General features: G+C 72.4%; 14 protein-coding genes. 10 read left to right on the top strand and 4 right to left on the bottom strand.

Features of this window, described 5'->3' with window-relative positions; genetic code table 11:
* Positions 1-47: 47 nt before the first annotated feature.
* From WMF26_RS22745 to ribD, 7 genes are all read left to right on the top strand, one after another.
* Complete coding sequence (locus WMF26_RS22745) at positions 48-1,043, top strand: beta-ketoacyl-ACP synthase III (RefSeq protein WP_438002016.1); 996 nt, start codon at positions 48-50, stop codon at positions 1,041-1,043.
* Positions 1,044-1,216: 173 nt separating this feature from the next.
* Positions 1,217-2,158 carry an ACP S-malonyltransferase gene (fabD, locus tag WMF26_RS22740; protein WP_438002015.1) on the top strand — a complete coding sequence of 314 codons (942 nt, stop codon included), beginning with the start codon at positions 1,217-1,219 and terminating at the stop codon, positions 2,156-2,158.
* Positions 2,159-2,164: 6 nt separating this feature from the next.
* On the top strand, positions 2,165-2,911 hold the full coding sequence (gene fabG, locus WMF26_RS22735; protein ID WP_437563915.1) for a 3-oxoacyl-ACP reductase FabG: 747 nt from the start codon (positions 2,165-2,167) through the stop codon (positions 2,909-2,911).
* A gap of 150 nt (positions 2,912-3,061) precedes the next feature.
* The gene (gene acpP / locus WMF26_RS22730) at positions 3,062-3,310 is read left to right on the top strand and encodes an acyl carrier protein (protein ID WP_020736512.1); all 249 of its coding nucleotides are present in this window, start codon (positions 3,062-3,064) and stop codon (positions 3,308-3,310) included.
* Positions 3,311-3,437: 127 nt separating this feature from the next.
* On the top strand, positions 3,438-4,682 hold the full coding sequence (gene fabF, locus WMF26_RS22725) for a beta-ketoacyl-ACP synthase II (RefSeq protein WP_438002014.1): 1,245 nt from the start codon (positions 3,438-3,440) through the stop codon (positions 4,680-4,682).
* 24 nt (positions 4,683-4,706) lie between these two features.
* Positions 4,707-5,168 carry a transcriptional regulator NrdR gene (gene nrdR / locus WMF26_RS22720; RefSeq protein ID WP_061625365.1) on the top strand — a complete coding sequence of 154 codons (462 nt, stop codon included), beginning with the start codon at positions 4,707-4,709 and terminating at the stop codon, positions 5,166-5,168.
* Positions 5,169-5,184: 16 nt separating this feature from the next.
* Positions 5,185-6,330, top strand: a complete 1,146-nt coding sequence (gene ribD / locus WMF26_RS22715; protein ID WP_061625366.1) for a bifunctional diaminohydroxyphosphoribosylaminopyrimidine deaminase/5-amino-6-(5-phosphoribosylamino)uracil reductase RibD — start codon at positions 5,185-5,187, stop codon at positions 6,328-6,330.
* Between the two features lie 18 nt (positions 6,331-6,348).
* Here the strand turns inward: ribD and def are convergent, their stop codons facing one another.
* Both def and WMF26_RS22705 read right to left on the bottom strand, forming a co-directional pair.
* Complete coding sequence (gene def / locus WMF26_RS22710; RefSeq protein ID WP_020736508.1) at positions 6,349-6,861, bottom strand: peptide deformylase; 513 nt, start codon at positions 6,859-6,861, stop codon at positions 6,349-6,351.
* Positions 6,862-7,016: 155 nt separating this feature from the next.
* On the bottom strand, positions 7,017-9,152 hold the full coding sequence (locus WMF26_RS22705) for an ATPase, T2SS/T4P/T4SS family (RefSeq protein WP_438002013.1): 2,136 nt from the start codon (positions 9,150-9,152) through the stop codon (positions 7,017-7,019).
* 956 nt (positions 9,153-10,108) lie between these two features.
* Between WMF26_RS22705 and WMF26_RS22700 the strand changes: the two genes are divergently transcribed.
* The gene (locus WMF26_RS22700; protein WP_012236438.1) at positions 10,109-10,315 is read left to right on the top strand and encodes a cold-shock protein; all 207 of its coding nucleotides are present in this window, start codon (positions 10,109-10,111) and stop codon (positions 10,313-10,315) included.
* A gap of 198 nt (positions 10,316-10,513) precedes the next feature.
* On the opposite strand, the gene WMF26_RS22695 is transcribed toward WMF26_RS22700, so the two are convergent.
* Entirely contained in the window at positions 10,514-11,458 is a 945-nt protein-coding gene (locus tag WMF26_RS22695) for a metallophosphoesterase family protein (protein WP_438002012.1), read from the bottom strand.
* 89 nt (positions 11,459-11,547) lie between these two features.
* A complete protein-coding gene (locus WMF26_RS22690; protein WP_438002011.1) occupies positions 11,548-12,543 on the bottom strand; it encodes a formylglycine-generating enzyme family protein in 996 nt (331 codons plus the stop codon).
* Positions 12,544-12,773: 230 nt separating this feature from the next.
* Between WMF26_RS22690 and WMF26_RS22685 the strand changes: the two genes are divergently transcribed.
* Complete coding sequence (locus tag WMF26_RS22685) at positions 12,774-14,276, top strand: SIR2 family protein (protein WP_438002010.1); 1,503 nt, start codon at positions 12,774-12,776, stop codon at positions 14,274-14,276.
* A gap of 26 nt (positions 14,277-14,302) precedes the next feature.
* Positions 14,303-15,379 (top strand): ATP/GTP-binding protein, encoded by a 1,077-nt coding sequence (locus WMF26_RS22680; protein WP_437339098.1) that lies wholly within the window; start codon positions 14,303-14,305, stop codon positions 15,377-15,379.

Raw genomic sequence — 15,379 nt, 5'->3', positions numbered from 1 at the left:
CACGCGGGCGCGGCGCCGACCCACGCGGGCATGCGAGGGGGCCTCGCATGAGCGCCGCGCGGCCGAAGAGCCGCATCCTCGGGACGGGCAGCTACGCGCCAGCCCGGATCCTGCACAACACCGATCTCGAGAAGATCGTCGACACCTCCGACAGCTGGATCAGCGAGCGGACCGGGATCCGCCGGCGCCACATCGCCGCCGAGGGCGAGCTCACGAGCGACATGGCCGCCGCCGCCGGGCGCTCCGCGCTGGCAGCGGCCGGGCTCTCCGCCGCCGACCTCGACATGATCATCGTCGGGACGATCAGCGGCGACAGCCCGATGCCCGCCTGCGCCGTGCACGTGCAGCAGAAGCTCGGCGCCCAGGAGATCCCCTCGTTCGACATCTCGGCGGCCTGCGCGGGCTTCGTCTACGGGCTCACCATCGCCGATCAGTTCATCTCCAACGGCGTGGCCCGGAACATCCTCGTGGTCGGCGTCGAGCTGCTCTCGCGGATCCTGAACTGGAAGGATCGCACGACGTGCGTCTTGTTCGGCGACGGCGCCGGGGCGGTCGTGCTCGGGCCGGCGTCCGGCGACGGCAGGGGCATCGTCTCGACGCGGATCTTCAGCGACGGCGGGCTCGCCAGCTCGCTGGTCATCCCGGGCGGCGGCACGGCCGAGCCGCTCACCGCCGAGGGCATCGAGCAGAACCGCAACAAGGTCCACATGGTGGGGCAGGACATCTTCAAGGTCGCCGTGAAGAACCTCTCCAGCGCCTCGCTGATCGCCCTCGAAACGGCGGGCATGTCGGCCACCGACGTCGACTGGGTCGTCGCGCACCAGGCGAACCTGCGGATCATCAGCCAGGTCGCCGCGCGGCTCAGCCTCCCGCTGGATCGGTTCGTCCTGAACATCGAGGAGTACGGCAACACCTCGAGCGCCTCGATCCCGATCGCCCTCGACGAGGCGGTCCGCGACGGGCGCATCAAGCCGGGTCACAACGTCCTGTTCTGCGCGCTCGGCGCTGGCATCTCCTGGGGCGCATCCGTCGTCCGGATGTGAGGGGGCCATGCGCGCGCGCCGGCGTCGGGGTCGAGATCTGCGCGTCCGGGCGGCCGAGCTCGCCCGGCGCGCCGGCATGAGCGGGGATGTGAGCGGCGCGCGCGCGCCTGCCCCGTGACGTGGTTCGGGGACGGACCGACGTCCGCGTCCCCCGCTTGGAAGTGAGGACAAACGTGAAAATCGCTTGGCTGTTTCCAGGGCAAGGGGCGCAGGAGGTCGGGATGGGCAAGGCCCTCGCCGAGGCCTCGGCGGCGGCGCGCGGCGCGTTCGCGCGCGCGGACGCCGCGCTCGGCGAGCCGATCTCGCGGCTCTGCTTCGAGGGGCCGATGGAGGAGCTGACGAAGACGAGCAACACCCAGCCCGCCATCGTCGCCACCAGCTGTGCCGTGGCCGCGGCGCTCATCGAGCACCTGCCCGACCTCGACCCGCCGCTCTACGCGGCCGGCCACTCGCTCGGCGAGTACAGCGCGCTGGTCGCCGCCGGCGCGCTCGAGATCGAGGAGGCGGTGCGCCTCTGCCGGATCCGCGGCGCCGCGATGCAGGAGGCCGTGCCGGCGGGCGAGGGGGCCATGGCCGCGCTCATCGGGCTCGAGCAGGACGTCGTGCTCGCGATCTGCGCGGAGGCGGCGCAGGGCGAGGTGGTCGCGCCGGCGAACTACAACGGGCCGGGGCAGATCGTGATCGCCGGCCACAGCCGCGCGGTGGCGCGGGCCGGCGAGCTCGCCGTCGCCCGCGGCGGCAAGGCGATCCCGCTCAAGGTGAGCGCCCCCTTCCACTGTGCGCTGATGCGGCCCGCGGCCGAGCGCCTGCGCCCCGAGCTCGAGCACACCCAGCTGAGGCCGCTCGCCTTCCCGGTGATCGCGAACGTCGACGCGGCGCCGAACGCCGATCCGGAGCGGGTGCGGTCGCTCCTCCTGCGCCAGGTCGACGGCACCGTGCAGTGGATGCGGACGATCGAGCGCATGGCCGAGGACGGCGTCACGCACGCCCTGGAGCTCGGCCCTGGCAAGGTGCTCGCCGGGCTGGTGAAGCGGATCACGAAGCAGATCAAGGTGCTCAGCGTGAGCGACATGGCGGGGATTGAGCGCGTGAGCGCGTTCCTTTCGGAGGCATAGGCATCGATGTTCGACCTTACGGGCAAAGTTGCGATCGTCACGGGTGGATCGCGGGGGATCGGGCGGGCCGCGTCGGAGGCGCTGGCGGCGCAGGGGGCGCACGTGATCGTCAACTACGTGCGCGGGGAGGCCGAGGCGCGCGCGCTCGTCGAGGCGATCACCGCGCGCGGCGGCAAGGCCGAGGCGCTCGGCTTCGACGTCGCGAACCTGCAGGCGACCGAGGCCGCCATCGCCGACGCGGCGAAGCGCCTCGGCCGGCTCGACATCCTCGTCGCGAACGCGGGGATCGCGATCGACGGGCTGCTCCTGCGGATCAAGGAGGAGGACCTGGATCGCCTCTTCGCCGTCAACGTCAAGGGCGCGATCGCGTGCGCCCGGGCCGCGACCAAGGTGATGATGCGCGCGCGCACGGGGCGCATCGTCTTCCTCTCCAGCGTCGTGGCCGAGATGGGCAACGTGGGCCAGGCGGCGTACGCCGCGACGAAGGCGGCCCTGCTCGGCGTGACGAAGTCGCTCGCCCGCGAGTACGCTGGGCGCGGCATCACCATCAACGCGGTGGCGCCAGGCTTCATCGACACCGACATGACGACGACGATCAGCGCTGAGATGAAAGAGGGCCTGACGAAGATGGTCCCGCTCGGGCGTACGGGCCGGCCGGAGGAGGTCGCCGCGGCGATCACATTCCTGTGCTCCGACGAGGCCAGCTACGTGACGGGCGAGACGCTGCGCGTCAACGGCGGCATGTACGTCTGAGCGCGCTCGTCGGGGAGATGTCGGCAGCCAGCCAGGCGTCCGCTCGGCGGCAAACCAGGCGCACACGAAAAAGACGGTCGCAGGTAATTCGATGGTGCAACGCCCATGGCGATGGGCTACTAGGGGGTCCGTTTTCCCGGGAGGAATACCATGGCTGAAGGTCGCGACATCACGGCCGAAGTAAAGCGAATCATCAAGGAACAGCTCGACGTCGACGAGAAGGACATCAAGCCTGAGGCGAGTTTCATCGACGATCTGGGCGCCGATTCGCTGGGCCTGGTGGAGCTTGTCCTCGCGTTCGAGGAGGCGTTCGAGATCGACATTCCGGACGAGGACACGGAGAAGATCCGGACCGTCCAGGATGCGGTCGACTACATCGAAAGGAATGCCAAGAAGTAGCGTCCCCACCGCCCTACCGGACGCGGCGTCACCATGGAGGTGAGATGGCGCGTGAGCCGGCGAAGGGTCCGCCCCTCGTCGAAGCACGTGTCCTCCCCTCTGTGGTGGCGCTAGGGCAAAAAGAGCCATGGAACGCGTTGTCATCACCGGCATCGGGCTCGTTACGCCCAACGGCATCGGGACGCAGGCCACCTGGCAATCTTTGCTGGCTGGCCAGTCCGGTATCGGACCCATCACCCTCTTCGACGCGAGCGCCTTTCCGACGCGCTTCGCCGGCGAGGTGAAGGGGTTCGTCCCGGAGGAGTACATCCCCAAGAAGAAGGTGAAGGAGATGGGCCGCTTCGCCCAGCTCTCCATCGCCGCCTCGCAGATGTGCATGAAGGACGCGGGGATCGAGCTCACCGAGGAGGACCGCGACCAGTGCGGCACCTTCATCGGCGTCGGCCTCGGCGGCCTCGAGTACCTGTTCCAACACTCGATCACGCTGCACGAGAAGGGCCCTCAGAAGGTCAGCCCCTATTTCATCCCGACGGTCATCGCCAACCTCGCCGCTGGACAGGTGGCGCTGGCGCTCGACCTGCGGGGCGCGAGCTACTGCAACACGAGCGCGTGCTCGTCGAGCGCGCACTCGCTCGGCGAGGCGTTCGAGTGGATCCGCCGTGGGCGCTCGCACATCATGCTCACGGGCGGCGCCGAGGCGACGATCACCGGCCTCGGCATCGGCGGGTTCTGCGCGATGTTCGCGCTCTCGCGGCGCAACGAGGAGCCGCAGCGGGCGAGCCGCCCCTGGGACAAGGGGCGCGACGGCTTCGTCTGCTCCGAGGGCGCCGGGTCGCTCCTGCTCGAGTCGCTCTCCCACGCGAAGAAGCGCGGCGCGAAGATCTACGCGGAGGTCGTGGGGTACGGCGCCTCGTGCGACGCGTACCACATCACGAAGCCGGCGCCCGAGGGCGCCGGGGCGCAGCGCGCGATGAAGATGGCGCTCGACGACGCCAGGCTCGCGCCGGACGCGATCGACTACATCAACGCCCACGGCACCTCGACGCCCCAGGGCGACATCGAGGAGACCCGGGCGATCCTCAAGCTCTTCGGCGATCACGCGGCGTCGAAGCGCCTCTGGGTGAGCTCGACGAAGTCGGCGATGGGCCACCTGCTCGGTGGCGCCGGCGGCGTCGAGGCGGCGGTCTGCGCCCTCGCGCTGCACCACGGCGCGGTGCCGCCGACGCTCAACCTGGACGACCCGGATCCCGAGTGCACCCTGGACTACGTGCCGTTCACCTCCCGCGAGCGCCGCCTGAAGCACGTCATGTCGAACTCCTTCGGCTTCGGCGGGACGAACGTGTCGCTCGTGCTCTCCCAGTTCGACGGCTGAGCGCGCGCCGCGCCGGATGGCTCGATGAAGTGCCCATTTTGCGGCCACCTCGAGGACCGGGTCATCGACTCCCGCGCCGGCGGCGCGGGCGACGTGATCCGAAGGCGGCGCGAGTGCGCCTCGTGCGAGCGCCGGTTCACGACGTACGAGCGCGTCGAGGACATCCTGCCGACGGTCGTCAAGAAGGACGGCCGGCGGGAGACGTTCGACCGGCAGAAGCTCGTGCGTGGGCTCCGCATCGCCTGCAACAAACGGCCCGTGTCCACCGACCAGATCGAGGCCATCGCCGACGCGATCGAGCGCGAGGCGCAGGAATCCGAGCGGCGGGAGATCCTGTCGACCGAGCTCGGCGAGCGGGTGATGAACCACCTGCGGGCGCTCGATGAGGTCGCCTACGTCCGGTTCGCCAGCGTCTATCGTTCCTTTCGGGACATCGACCAGTTCATGGTCGAGCTTGGCAAGCTTGTGAAGGCCAAGGCGCCCTAGTAGATCCGGCACTTCGATGTCTGCGAAGCTCCCCACCCCCGATCCCGAGTTCGACGCCGCGATGATGCGCCTCGCCATCGAGGAGGCGCACAAGGCGATGCCGTCGCCGAACCCCCCGGTCGGCGCGGTGGTGGTGAACACCGCGGGGGACGTCATCGCCGTCGCGCACCACGCGCGCGCCGGCGAGGAGCACGCCGAGGGGCTCGCGCTCGCGATGGCCGGGGACGCGGCGCGCGGCGGGACGCTCTACGTGACGCTGGAGCCGTGCAACCACGAGGGGCGCACGCCGCCCTGCGTGGACGCGGTGCTGAGCGCCGGCATCAAGCGCGTCGTCATCGGCGCGCCCGATCCGAACCCGGGGGTGGTCGGCGGCGGCGCGCAGCGGCTCAGCGACGCCGGGCTCGCCGTCGAGCTCGGCGTGGCCACCGCCGACGCCCGCGCGCTGATCGCGCCCTGGACCAAGTTCATCACGACCGGCATCCCCCACATCGCGCTCAAGCTCGCCCTGTCGCTCGACGGCCGCATCGCGACCCGCACGGGGGCCTCGAAGTGGGTCACCGGCCCGGAGGCGCGCGCCAAGGTGCAGGAGCTCCGCTCGCGCCACGACGCGGTGGCGATCGGCATCGGCACCGCGCTGGCCGACGACCCTCGTCTCACCCTGCGCGAGGCGGGGCTCGCGCCCGGCGGGCGGAGCCCCATCCGGCTCGTCTTCGACACGCGGCTCCGGCTGCCGCTCCACACGCGCCTGGCGCAGACGGCGCGGGAGGTGCCGACGTGGGTGCTCACGGGCGCCGACGCGCCCGAGGCGGCCGAGCAGGTCCTCGTGGACGCGGGCTGCGTCGTCCTGCGCGCGCCGACCTCGGCGGAGGGCCGGGTCGACGTGACCGCCGCGATGCGCCTCTGCGCCTCGCAGGGGATCGTCTCCATCCTCGTGGAGGGCGGCGCCGAGCTCGCCGGCAGCCTGCTCGCGTCGCGCCTGCCGGACGAGCTCCACGCCTTCGTCGCGCCCATCCTGCTCGGCCCCCGCGGCCGGCCGGGCGCGGTCGACTGGGCCGGCCCGGACACGCCGGGGGACGCGCCCCGGATCGTCGATCCGCGCTGGGAGCTCTGCGGCCGCGACGCGTACGTCAGCGGCCCCCTGGCCTTCCCGGCGCGCAGCTGACCGGGGCGCGGGCGCGGCTCAGCCCGTCGCCTCGGCGCCGCGCTTCTGCATCTTCCGCTGGACGATGCGCTTCTTGAGCGTGCCCATCCGGTCGATCATCAGCACGCCGTCGAGGTGATCGAGCTCATGCTGGATGGCCACGGCGAGCAGGCCGTCGGCCGCGATCTCGAACGTCGCGCCGTCGCGCCCGCGGGCGCGGACGCTGACGCGATCGGCGCGCTTGATGTCCTCGCTGATGCCGGGGAACGACAGGCAGCCTTCGGGGCCGACCTGCTGCCCCTCCTGCCGGACGATCTCCGGGTTGATGAACACGAGGAGGTTGCTCGGCTCGTTGTCGGAGGCGACGTCGACGAGGAAGATGCGGTGTGGCTCCCCGATCTGCGTGGCCGCGAGGCCGACGCCGGGCGCGGCGTACATGGTCTCGGCCATGTCGTCGATAAGCTTGGTGATTTCGGGGGTGATGTCCCCGACCGGCTGCGCCTTCTGTCGCAGGCGCGGGTCGGGATAGTGGAGGATGGTGCGGATGGCCATGGCTGTTCAACAGCATAACCTCCGTTTCTCGCCGGCGCCCGTCAAGACGTTCTCGCCTGGCGCCGGAGATTCGCGCGCTTCTTGCGCAGCCTGCCCGTGTTTGCCCGTGCTTGCCGTGATTGCCCGTGCCCGTGATGGCGCGCTGGCCGACGGGACTAGCGGTTACGCCGGAACGAGGTCGACGTGTCGACGGTGAGCCCGCGGGACTGGAGATCTTCCACGATGTCCGGCACCAGCCCGGAAGGGTGGAACGTCCCCTCCAGCGCGCCGCCGGCGGCCGTCCGCTCGACCACGAACGTGAAGACGTCGCGGATGGCGATCTGCCCGTTCTCGACCGCGAGCTCGGCCATGCGGAGCACGCGATGGCGGCCGTCGCGGAGCAGCGCGATCTCGATCGCCAGGTCGAACGACGACGCCAGCCACTCGCGCGCCGCCTCCGGCGTGATCCCCGGGCGGGTCGCGGCGATGTCCGCGGGGAGCCGCGTCACCGCCTGGCGCAGCGTGGGCGCCCGGGCGGCCGCGAGCACGCCGTCCATGCCGCCGCCGATCGCGTCGACGATCTCGGCCGCGACGTGGCCCGAGAACGAGCTCACCACGACCCGCTCCGGCCGGAGGCGCACGGCCGCCTGCACCGCCCGCGCCCGCTCGTCCGCGGTGCTGCCGAGCGCGATGGACAGCGTGTTGGGCTGATCGAGGGCGAGCTCGTCCTCGTCCTGGAGCACGACGAACCGATCGTCGGGCTGCGCCGCGGCCGCGAGCGCGCCGAGCAGCCAGCCCGTGCCGGCGTCCCGCGTCCCGGTGACGAGCAGGTTGCCGCGCCCGATCACGCACTGGGAGAGCAGGACGGCCATCGCCCGCGAGATCGTCCCGTTGCGCACCAGGTCCTCGAGCGTGACGTCGGGGCGCTGCGGCTTCCGGATCACCAGCGTGGAGGTCGCCGCCGGCGGGAGCACGGCGAAGAGCCGCCGCCCCTGCGGCAGCGTCCGCTCGGCGAAGCGCGCGCCCGGCTCGAGCGGCTGCCCGGCCATCGCGCAGAGCCGGCGGATGACGCGGTCGACCGCGCGATCGCTGCTGAACCCGACCTCCGTGATGACGCGCCGGCGCCCGTGCATCGCGATCACGTGGTCGTGGCGGAACACCTGGATCTCGCCGACCTCGGCGTCGTCGAGCAGCCGATCGAGCGGGCCGAGCGTGAGGAGCTCCCGGTGCGCGTCGGCCATGAGCGCCTCGGCGTCGACCTCGGCGGGGAGCTCGCCCGTCGCGCGCATCGCCTCCGCGGCCGCGGCGACGGCCTGCTCGATCCGCTGGGCGAGCGCGCCGTCCGGCGGCGCCCCGCCGTCGAGCGGCGTGAGGTCGACGAGGTCGGCGAGCCGCTCCACGAGGCGCGCGAGCGCCCTGCGGTGCGCCACGGCCTGCGCCGAGTCGCCTTGCCCGCGGTCGACCCGGTCCGAGACGGGCGGGATGGCGCGCCGGCTGGGGATGGGGACCACGCTGGGGTGGACGGCGACGTTCGCGGCGCCCTGCGCCGGCCCGGCGATGTTCGCGCCGCCCGGTCCCGGCAGCGGAGTCGCGGTCGGGTAGGGGCGCGCCATCTGCGTGGTCGGGTGGACGGGGGGCGCCACGGCGCGGCCGTCGCGCGCGCCCGGCGCGTTCGGCGTCGCCGGAGGGATCGGCAGGGGCGGAGGGCCGGACGCGCCGACGTGCGAGCCTGGCGCGATGGGCGGGCGAGGCGAGGGGATGCGCGGCGGGCCGGGGACGGCCGCGGCGGCGTCGGCCGACTCGTCCGGATCGTTCTCGAGCGGGAAGTGGCTGATCACGCCCTGGCTGGTGCGCGACGGCTCGCCCTTCTCGTTGATCAGCGGCAGGGGCGCCGACCGGTGCAGCCCCTTCTCGGCGGAAGGCGGCGCCGCGCGGTCGGCGAGGTGGGCGGGGTCGCCGGTGCCCGTCTCCTCCGGCACGCGCGCCGGGGGCGCCGTGCTGTCCGGGGGCGCCGTTCCGGCCGCCGCCGTCTCGATCCGCAGCACGAAGTCGCCGATGTAGATCTTGTCGCCCTCGCGGACGATCGTCGCCTGGGCGATTTTCCGACCGTTGACGTACGTGCCGTTCGTGCTCTTGAGGTCGGTGACGATGAAGCGCCCGTCGCGGAAGAGCAGGCGCGCGTGCCGCTTCGACACGTTGCCCTTCGGCAGCATCAGGTCGTTGCCCTGCACGCGACCGACGTTGATCTCTGTCCGGTCGAAGGTTTCGCGGCGCTCCGCGCCCCCTTTCTCGCTGATGATCACCGAGAACATCTCGTCGCCTCGCGGGGCCAGGGCGGAGGTGAGACCCGATGCCCTCGCCACGCCATACGAGCAAGCTCGAACAGACATGTCAACGAGATGCCTTCGGATCGTGCTCCCGGGCGGCGAGCGGGCGCGCGGGGCGTCGGCTCGCGCGCCCGCGCCGGCCGCGCTCAGCGGGGCGCGGCGCAGGCGCCGCTCGGCGGGGCGCGGCGCAGGCGCCGCTCGGCGGGGCGCGGCGCAGGCGCCGCTCGGTGGAGCGCGGCGCAGGCGCCGCTCGGCGGGGCGCGGCGCAGGCGCCGCTTGAGGAGCCGCACCGCGCCACGCGCGCAGGGGGACGCGCCGGCGGCGCGTCGCCGAACAGGCCGAGCCAACGCCTGCCAGCGGCGCGACGTCCGCGGGCGGTCGCCGGCCATGCGACATCTCGATGGCCGCGTCCAGCGGCGCGAGGCGATCTCACGAGCCGCGTCGAGGGCGCGACGCCATGCGCGGGCCGACGCACAAGGCTCTTCGATAAGAGCGCAAATCTTGACAGCCGCGCGAATCCTGCTTCGCACCGCGAGGCAACCCCGTGATTGATCGCGTTTCCGTACTCGTCGTCAGGATCTGCTGTACGGCGGGGCATTCTCGTCGGAAGCGGCTGCAAGGAGGGACTGCCGGTGAGGCGGTGCGGCCTCGCGCAAGCGTGGGTCGGACCATCATCGCTGCTTGACCTTGGCGCATCGGGCCGTTTACGTTGGCGCCCGCTCGGACCGGGGAGAATCGTCGAAGTCGCCGCGCATGCACATCAACCAGCGGCTGGGCAGCCGCCCTGCGCAAGCTGGATTTGTCTACGAGGGGGGTTTTGCTGCAAGCAGCGAAGCCCGCATCGGAATCATGGGAGCCGTGGCCGCAGCCGCAGCCGCGGCCTCCTCCCGACTCCCAGCCTGCGCGCCTCGGGTATCGACGAGCTCTGAAGTGGAGGAAATATGGCAGTTGGCAAGGTCAAGTGGTTCAACGACGAGAAGGGTTGGGGCTTCATCAAGCAGGAGACCGGCCCCGATGTCTTCGTTCACTATTCGCAGATCAACGGGGAGGGGCGCCGCCGTCTGTTCGAGGACGAGACCGTTGAATTTGAGATCAAGGAAGGTCCCAAAGGTCTCCAGGCGGTCAACGTGATCCGCGCCACCGCCTGAATCTCCTCCTGACCAGCGCCCCACCGGACTGCCAGCGCAGCGCCCCCCGCTGCGATCGAACCACTCCCCTCCGAGCCCGATCATCTCGCGCCCGCACGGCGGGTTCGTCGCGTGGCGGATGAGCTGCGCGCGGTGTCCGGTGGGGCGCTCGGCAGAGCGCCCCGCCCCGCGGGGCGTTCTGCCGAGCGCGGGGTGCGCTCAGCGTTCAGGGACCGGGACCTCGCGAAACGCCTCTTGACCCGGGACGAAGCGGTGGGACGTGATGCCCCTGATCGCGCCCGCGTCGTCGACCTCGTAGACGTTGAACCCGGCCATCCGCTCATCGCTCTCGTGAAGCAGCGAGGCGCTGGCGGCGCCGACGGCGTCGATGTGACCCCGCTCGGTGTGCAGCTTCCGGTGAATGCGGCGGTGCAGGTGCCCGTGCAGCAGCAGGCCGCGGCTGACGTGCCGGAGCAATCGCCCCTCGGCCGCGGCGTCTCCCAGGCCCTCCAGCAAGGTCTTCGCCCGGCTCGCCGGGTTGTGGAAGGGGTGGTGCTGGAGCACGATCGGCGTCCGCCGCCGCACCTCCGGGTGCGACAGCACGCGCTCCAGCGCGCGTAGCTGCACCGGGCCGAGCCGCCCCGAGGCGACCAGCGGCGGACGGGGCCAGGCGGTCGACAGGCCGATGAACGCCACCGGCCCGCGCAGGTGGACGAAGGGGAACGCCGAGCCCCCGCCGTCGCTGCCGCCTGCGCCGTCATCGCGCTTGGCCGCGTCGTCGAGCGGGAGGTCGGAGCGCAGGTACGGCGCGAAGTACTGGGAGAACCGCTGCGAGCGGTGCGCGCCCTTCGTGTACGCGTCGTGGTTCCCCGGGACGATGCTCACCCGCTCCGGAGGGAGCCCGAGATCGCGCTGCAGGAAGCTGCGGACGAGGACGAACTCCCGCTCGAGCGCGAGGTTCGACACGTCGCCCGTGATGACGACGTGGTCGATGCCGAGCCGCCGGATCTCCTTCGCCGCCGCGTGCACCGCGTGCGGCTTGTGGATGGCGCGGCGCCGGAAGCGGAGGTTGATGTAGCCCGTGAGCCGCTTGTTCAGCAGCCGGAACGGGATGGCCCCTTCGAGGGACAGGAGGTGGAGATCAGAGAGGTGCGCGATCCTCACGGGCGCAGTATGGGCCCATCCGGCGCGGCGGCCAACCGCCGCGCGAGCGCATCGCCGGCGCGCATGGGCGCCGCGGGCGCCGCGCGCGGTCAGGCGTCGCGCGCGCAGCGGAAGCCGCGCCACGCGCGGCGGCTGGTCGGCAGGTCGTGCCCACGCGCGGCGCCGCGCAGCCACGGTCGACCCAGGATGTAGCTGCCGCCCCGCAGCACGCGCTCCTCCCCCATGTCGGGCCCCCGCGGATCCTTCGCGCTGCCGCTTGGATATTCGGGATGGTAGTAGTCGGCGACCCACTCCTCGACGTTGCCGGCGAGATCGTCGATGCCGTCGGGGGTCCGCCCGGCGACGAGCGAGCCGACGGGCGCGAGCTCGAGGAAGCCGTCGCCGTCGTCGAGCTCGTCGAACGAGAGCCTCCCGTGGTTCGCGTGGAACGGGTTGTAGACATGGCCCCACGGGTAGCGACGCCCGGCCGCGCCGCGCGCGGCGCGCTCCCACTCGGCCTCGGTCGGCAGGCGGCCGCCGGCCCAGGCGCAGTAGCGCTGCGCGTCGCCCCACGAGACGAGCACCACCGGATACTCCGGCCGATCGAACCGCTGCCCGCCGGACGCATACGGAGGCTCGGTGCAGAGTCCGGCCGAGACGCACCGGCGGTAGCTGGCGACGGTGACCTCGGTGCGATCAATCCAGAAGTCCGACAGGTACACCTCGTGCGGCACGAGCTCGTTCGCGAAGCTCGCCTCGGTCTCGTCGACGCACAGATCGCCGCCCGGCTCGAGCTTGCAGAGCGTCACCGCGTGCGCGATCTCGACCTCGCTCGAGCCCATCGTGAAGCTGCCCGCGCGCACGAGGACCGCGGGCGGGCCGGGCGCGCGCAGCGCGACGACGCTCGCGGGCGAGCGCGCGCCCTGGCCGCCGGCGCCCGCCGGGAGCGCGGCCTCTGCGCTCGCCGGCAGACGCGGGGCGCGCCGCGCGCGGGTAGGCGGCGGCTGCGGCTGGGGAGACGCCGGCGCAGGAGCCGCCACGCCGACCATGGAGACTGCGAAAACCGAGGCCAGCGTGGCCAGCACGAACAGAGCCGCCGGACGCATGTCGCAGGCGTAGCATGCTCCAGGCTCGCGGACTGTTTCCGCCTGTTCCGACCGCGGCTGACCGCGCCCGCGGCGGCGCGGCCCTGTCGTCTGGGACATCGCGGGCGCGGGCCGGCCGCCCCGCGGGGCCCGGCGTCGCGGCGCGCGTCACGCGCGTCACGCGCGGAAGCGCGCGCGACGCGCCGCAAAAGTGCGCCGGGCGCCGAGGAGCGATAGACTCGAGGGGCTCGATGTCAACCCTTATGGACAACGGCAACACGGTGAGCGCGGAGCTCGACGCCGCGGTGATCGAAGAGCTGCGCGAGGCGTTCGAGAGCGGAGAGCTCGTGCTCTTCGTGGGGGGAGGCATCTCGGCCGCGGCCGGGCTGCCGACGTGGCGCCAGCTCGTCGACCTGCTCGTCGAGAGGGTGCGCGAGCAGGTCGGCGACGAGGTGATGACCGCCGAGGTCGCGTCGCTCGCGCGATCGCAGCGCTACAGCGAGGCGCTCGGCGCGGCGGAGCACGCGCTCGGCGCGGCGGAGTTCAACGCGTTCGTGGAGGACGCGCTCGACGACGAGGGGCTCGAGCCGCCGCGCATCGCGCTCGCGATCGCCGCGCTGCGGGACAGGCTGCGCGCGGTGCTCACCACGAACCTCAACCACCTGCTCGAGCGCGCCTTCGGCCCCGAGTGGGACACCATGTGGCGCGTCACCGACGAGGTCGCGTGGCGGCGGCGCTTCATCCTCAAGCTGCACGGCACGCTGAAGGAGCCGCGCAGCTGGGTGTTCGCGCGCGACCGCTTCCTCGCGTCGATCGCGGACCCGGACGTGCGCAGGTCGCTCACGGCCGTGCTCTCGAACTGCCCCGTGCTCTTCATCGGCTTCGGGCGCGCCGACGGCAACCTCGACGAGATGCTGTCCGACATCCACGCGCTCTCGGGCAGCTCGCCGCCGCCCCGCTTCGTCATCATCCCGAGCGCGAGCCTGACGCCGTTCCGCCGCGCGACGCTCGTCGACATGGGGTTCTCGCTCCTGCCCTACGACACCTCCGACGGCAGCCACGACCAGGCGCTCGCGATCCTCGAGCGCGTGAGCGCGCCCCGCCCGCGCGGGGCGCCGACCCGCTCCCGCTCGATCGTCCCGCCGCCGATCCCCGACCTCGAGCTCCCGCCGTCGTCGTCGCCGCTCGGCTTCCCGTCGTACGACCTCCCGCCCGACTCGGCGGCGTACGACGACACGGTCACGATGCCGGGGGCGCTCGACTCGCCGCGGCGCGAGCGGGTGTCCGAGCCTCCGGCGAGCCCCATCGAGGTGTTCTTCTCGTACTCGGAGAGCAACCGCGAGCTGCGCGACAAGCTCGAGACGCACCTCGCCATCCTCAAGCGCAAGGGCGTCATCCGCGGCTGGCACGACGGCGAGATCGGCGCCGGCGAGGAGCGCGACCGGGCGCTCGCCGAGCACCTCGAGACCGCGAAGGTCATCCTCCTGCTCATCAGCGCCGACTTCCTCGCGTCGGACTTCTGTTACGACGTCGAGATGCAGAAGGCGATCGAGCGCCACGAGCGGGGGGAGGCGCGCGTCATCCCGGTCATCCTCGACGCCTGCGACTGGGAGGGCGCGCCCTTCGGCAGGCTGGCCAGCCTGCCGCGGGGCGGGCGCCCGGTGACGAGCTGGGTCAACCAGAGCGAGGCGTTCACCGACATCGCCAAGGGCATCCGAAAGCAGGTCGAGCAGCTCACCCAAAACCCCCCGTAGGCTCACCGACCCCCGGCGCCCAGCCGGTGAGCCAATCGGAGGTGCCACCGCCGCCCGGGATCTGGAGCGTCCCCGCGTGGACCGGCCGGAACCTGGCCTCGCGCGAGGATCTGCTCGCCGAGATCGGCGCCACGCTCGCGCGGCGCGGCATGGCGCCGCTCTGCGGGCTCGGCGGCACCGGCAAGACCATGCTCGCGATCGAGTACGCGCACCGCAACGCCAGCGCTTACGACACGGTCTTCCTCATCGACGGCCAGAGCCCGGCGACGATGGACGCCGGCTTCGTGGCGCTCGCCGCGGAGATGCGGCTGCCCGATCACGAGCAGCTGGATCCCGCGCGCGCGGCCGCGGCGGTGCGCAACCGGCTCGGGCGCCGCGGGCGCTGGCTCCTCCTCTTCGACGGCGTGCGCGACCCGAGCGAGGTCGAGCCCTACGTTCCGAGCGTCTCGCACGGCGGCCACATCCTCGCGACGTCGCAGAACCCGATCTGGCGCGGGCTGACGACGGTGACCGTCCGCGGCATCGAGCGCGGCGAGTCGGTGGCCTTCCTGCTCCGGCGCACCGGCGAGACCGACGCGGAGTCGGCCGACGCGCTCGCCGAGGAGCTCGGCGACCTGCCGCTCGCCCTGGCGCAGGCCGGCGCGTACATCGAGGAGACCGGGCGCCCGCTCGCCGAGTACCTCGCGCTGTTCCGCCAGCGCCCGGCCGCGCTCCTGGAGCGCCCGGTCAGCTTCCCGGTGACGGTCGCGACCGCGTGGGAGAGCGCGCTCGCCGCCGTGTTCAGCCACCAGGCCGCGGCGGAGCTCCTCAGCCTGTGCTCGTTCCTGCCGATGGACCAGATCCCGCGGCGGGCGCTGAGCGAGTACGACCCGCTCGCGCTCGACGACGCGATCGCGATGCTGCGGCTGCACTCGCTCATCGAGGTGCGGCCGCACGCGCTCAGCGTCCACCGCCTCGTGAAGATCGTCGTCCGCAACCAGCTGCGGCGGGACGATCGGCGTCAGTGGATGGAAGCGGCGCGCCGCATCGTGCAGGCTTCCGGCAGGTTCCTCCCCGGCACGGAAGAGGAACGCGAAGGTAGGACGGAGCCGGATTCTGGGTAA

Origin of the sequence: Sorangium sp. So ce185 (genome assembly GCF_051526825.1) — a bacterium.
Taxonomy (GTDB): domain Bacteria; phylum Myxococcota_A; class Polyangia; order Polyangiales; family Polyangiaceae; genus Sorangium; species Sorangium cellulosum_D.
The sequence above is the reverse complement of the archived record's forward strand: the minus strand, read 5'-3'. Positions and strand labels throughout refer to the sequence as shown.

Coding starts and splice junctions, on each gene's coding strand:
- WMF26_RS22745 (WP_438002016.1), top strand. CDS start 48: ATGAGCGCCGCGCGGCCGAAGAGCCGCATCCTCGGGACGGGCAGCTAC.
- fabG (WP_437563915.1), top strand. CDS start 2,165: ATGTTCGACCTTACGGGCAAAGTTGCGATCGTCACGGGTGGATCGCGG.
- acpP (WP_020736512.1), top strand. CDS start 3,062: ATGGCTGAAGGTCGCGACATCACGGCCGAAGTAAAGCGAATCATCAAG.
- fabF (WP_438002014.1), top strand. CDS start 3,438: ATGGAACGCGTTGTCATCACCGGCATCGGGCTCGTTACGCCCAACGGC.
- nrdR (WP_061625365.1), top strand. CDS start 4,707: ATGAAGTGCCCATTTTGCGGCCACCTCGAGGACCGGGTCATCGACTCC.
- ribD (WP_061625366.1), top strand. CDS start 5,185: ATGTCTGCGAAGCTCCCCACCCCCGATCCCGAGTTCGACGCCGCGATG.
- def (WP_020736508.1), bottom strand. CDS start 6,861: ATGGCCATCCGCACCATCCTCCACTATCCCGACCCGCGCCTGCGACAG.
- WMF26_RS22705 (WP_438002013.1), bottom strand. CDS start 9,152: ATGTTCTCGGTGATCATCAGCGAGAAAGGGGGCGCGGAGCGCCGCGAA.
- WMF26_RS22700 (WP_012236438.1), top strand. CDS start 10,109: ATGGCAGTTGGCAAGGTCAAGTGGTTCAACGACGAGAAGGGTTGGGGC.
- WMF26_RS22690 (WP_438002011.1), bottom strand. CDS start 12,543: ATGCGTCCGGCGGCTCTGTTCGTGCTGGCCACGCTGGCCTCGGTTTTC.
- WMF26_RS22685 (WP_438002010.1), top strand. CDS start 12,774: ATGTCAACCCTTATGGACAACGGCAACACGGTGAGCGCGGAGCTCGAC.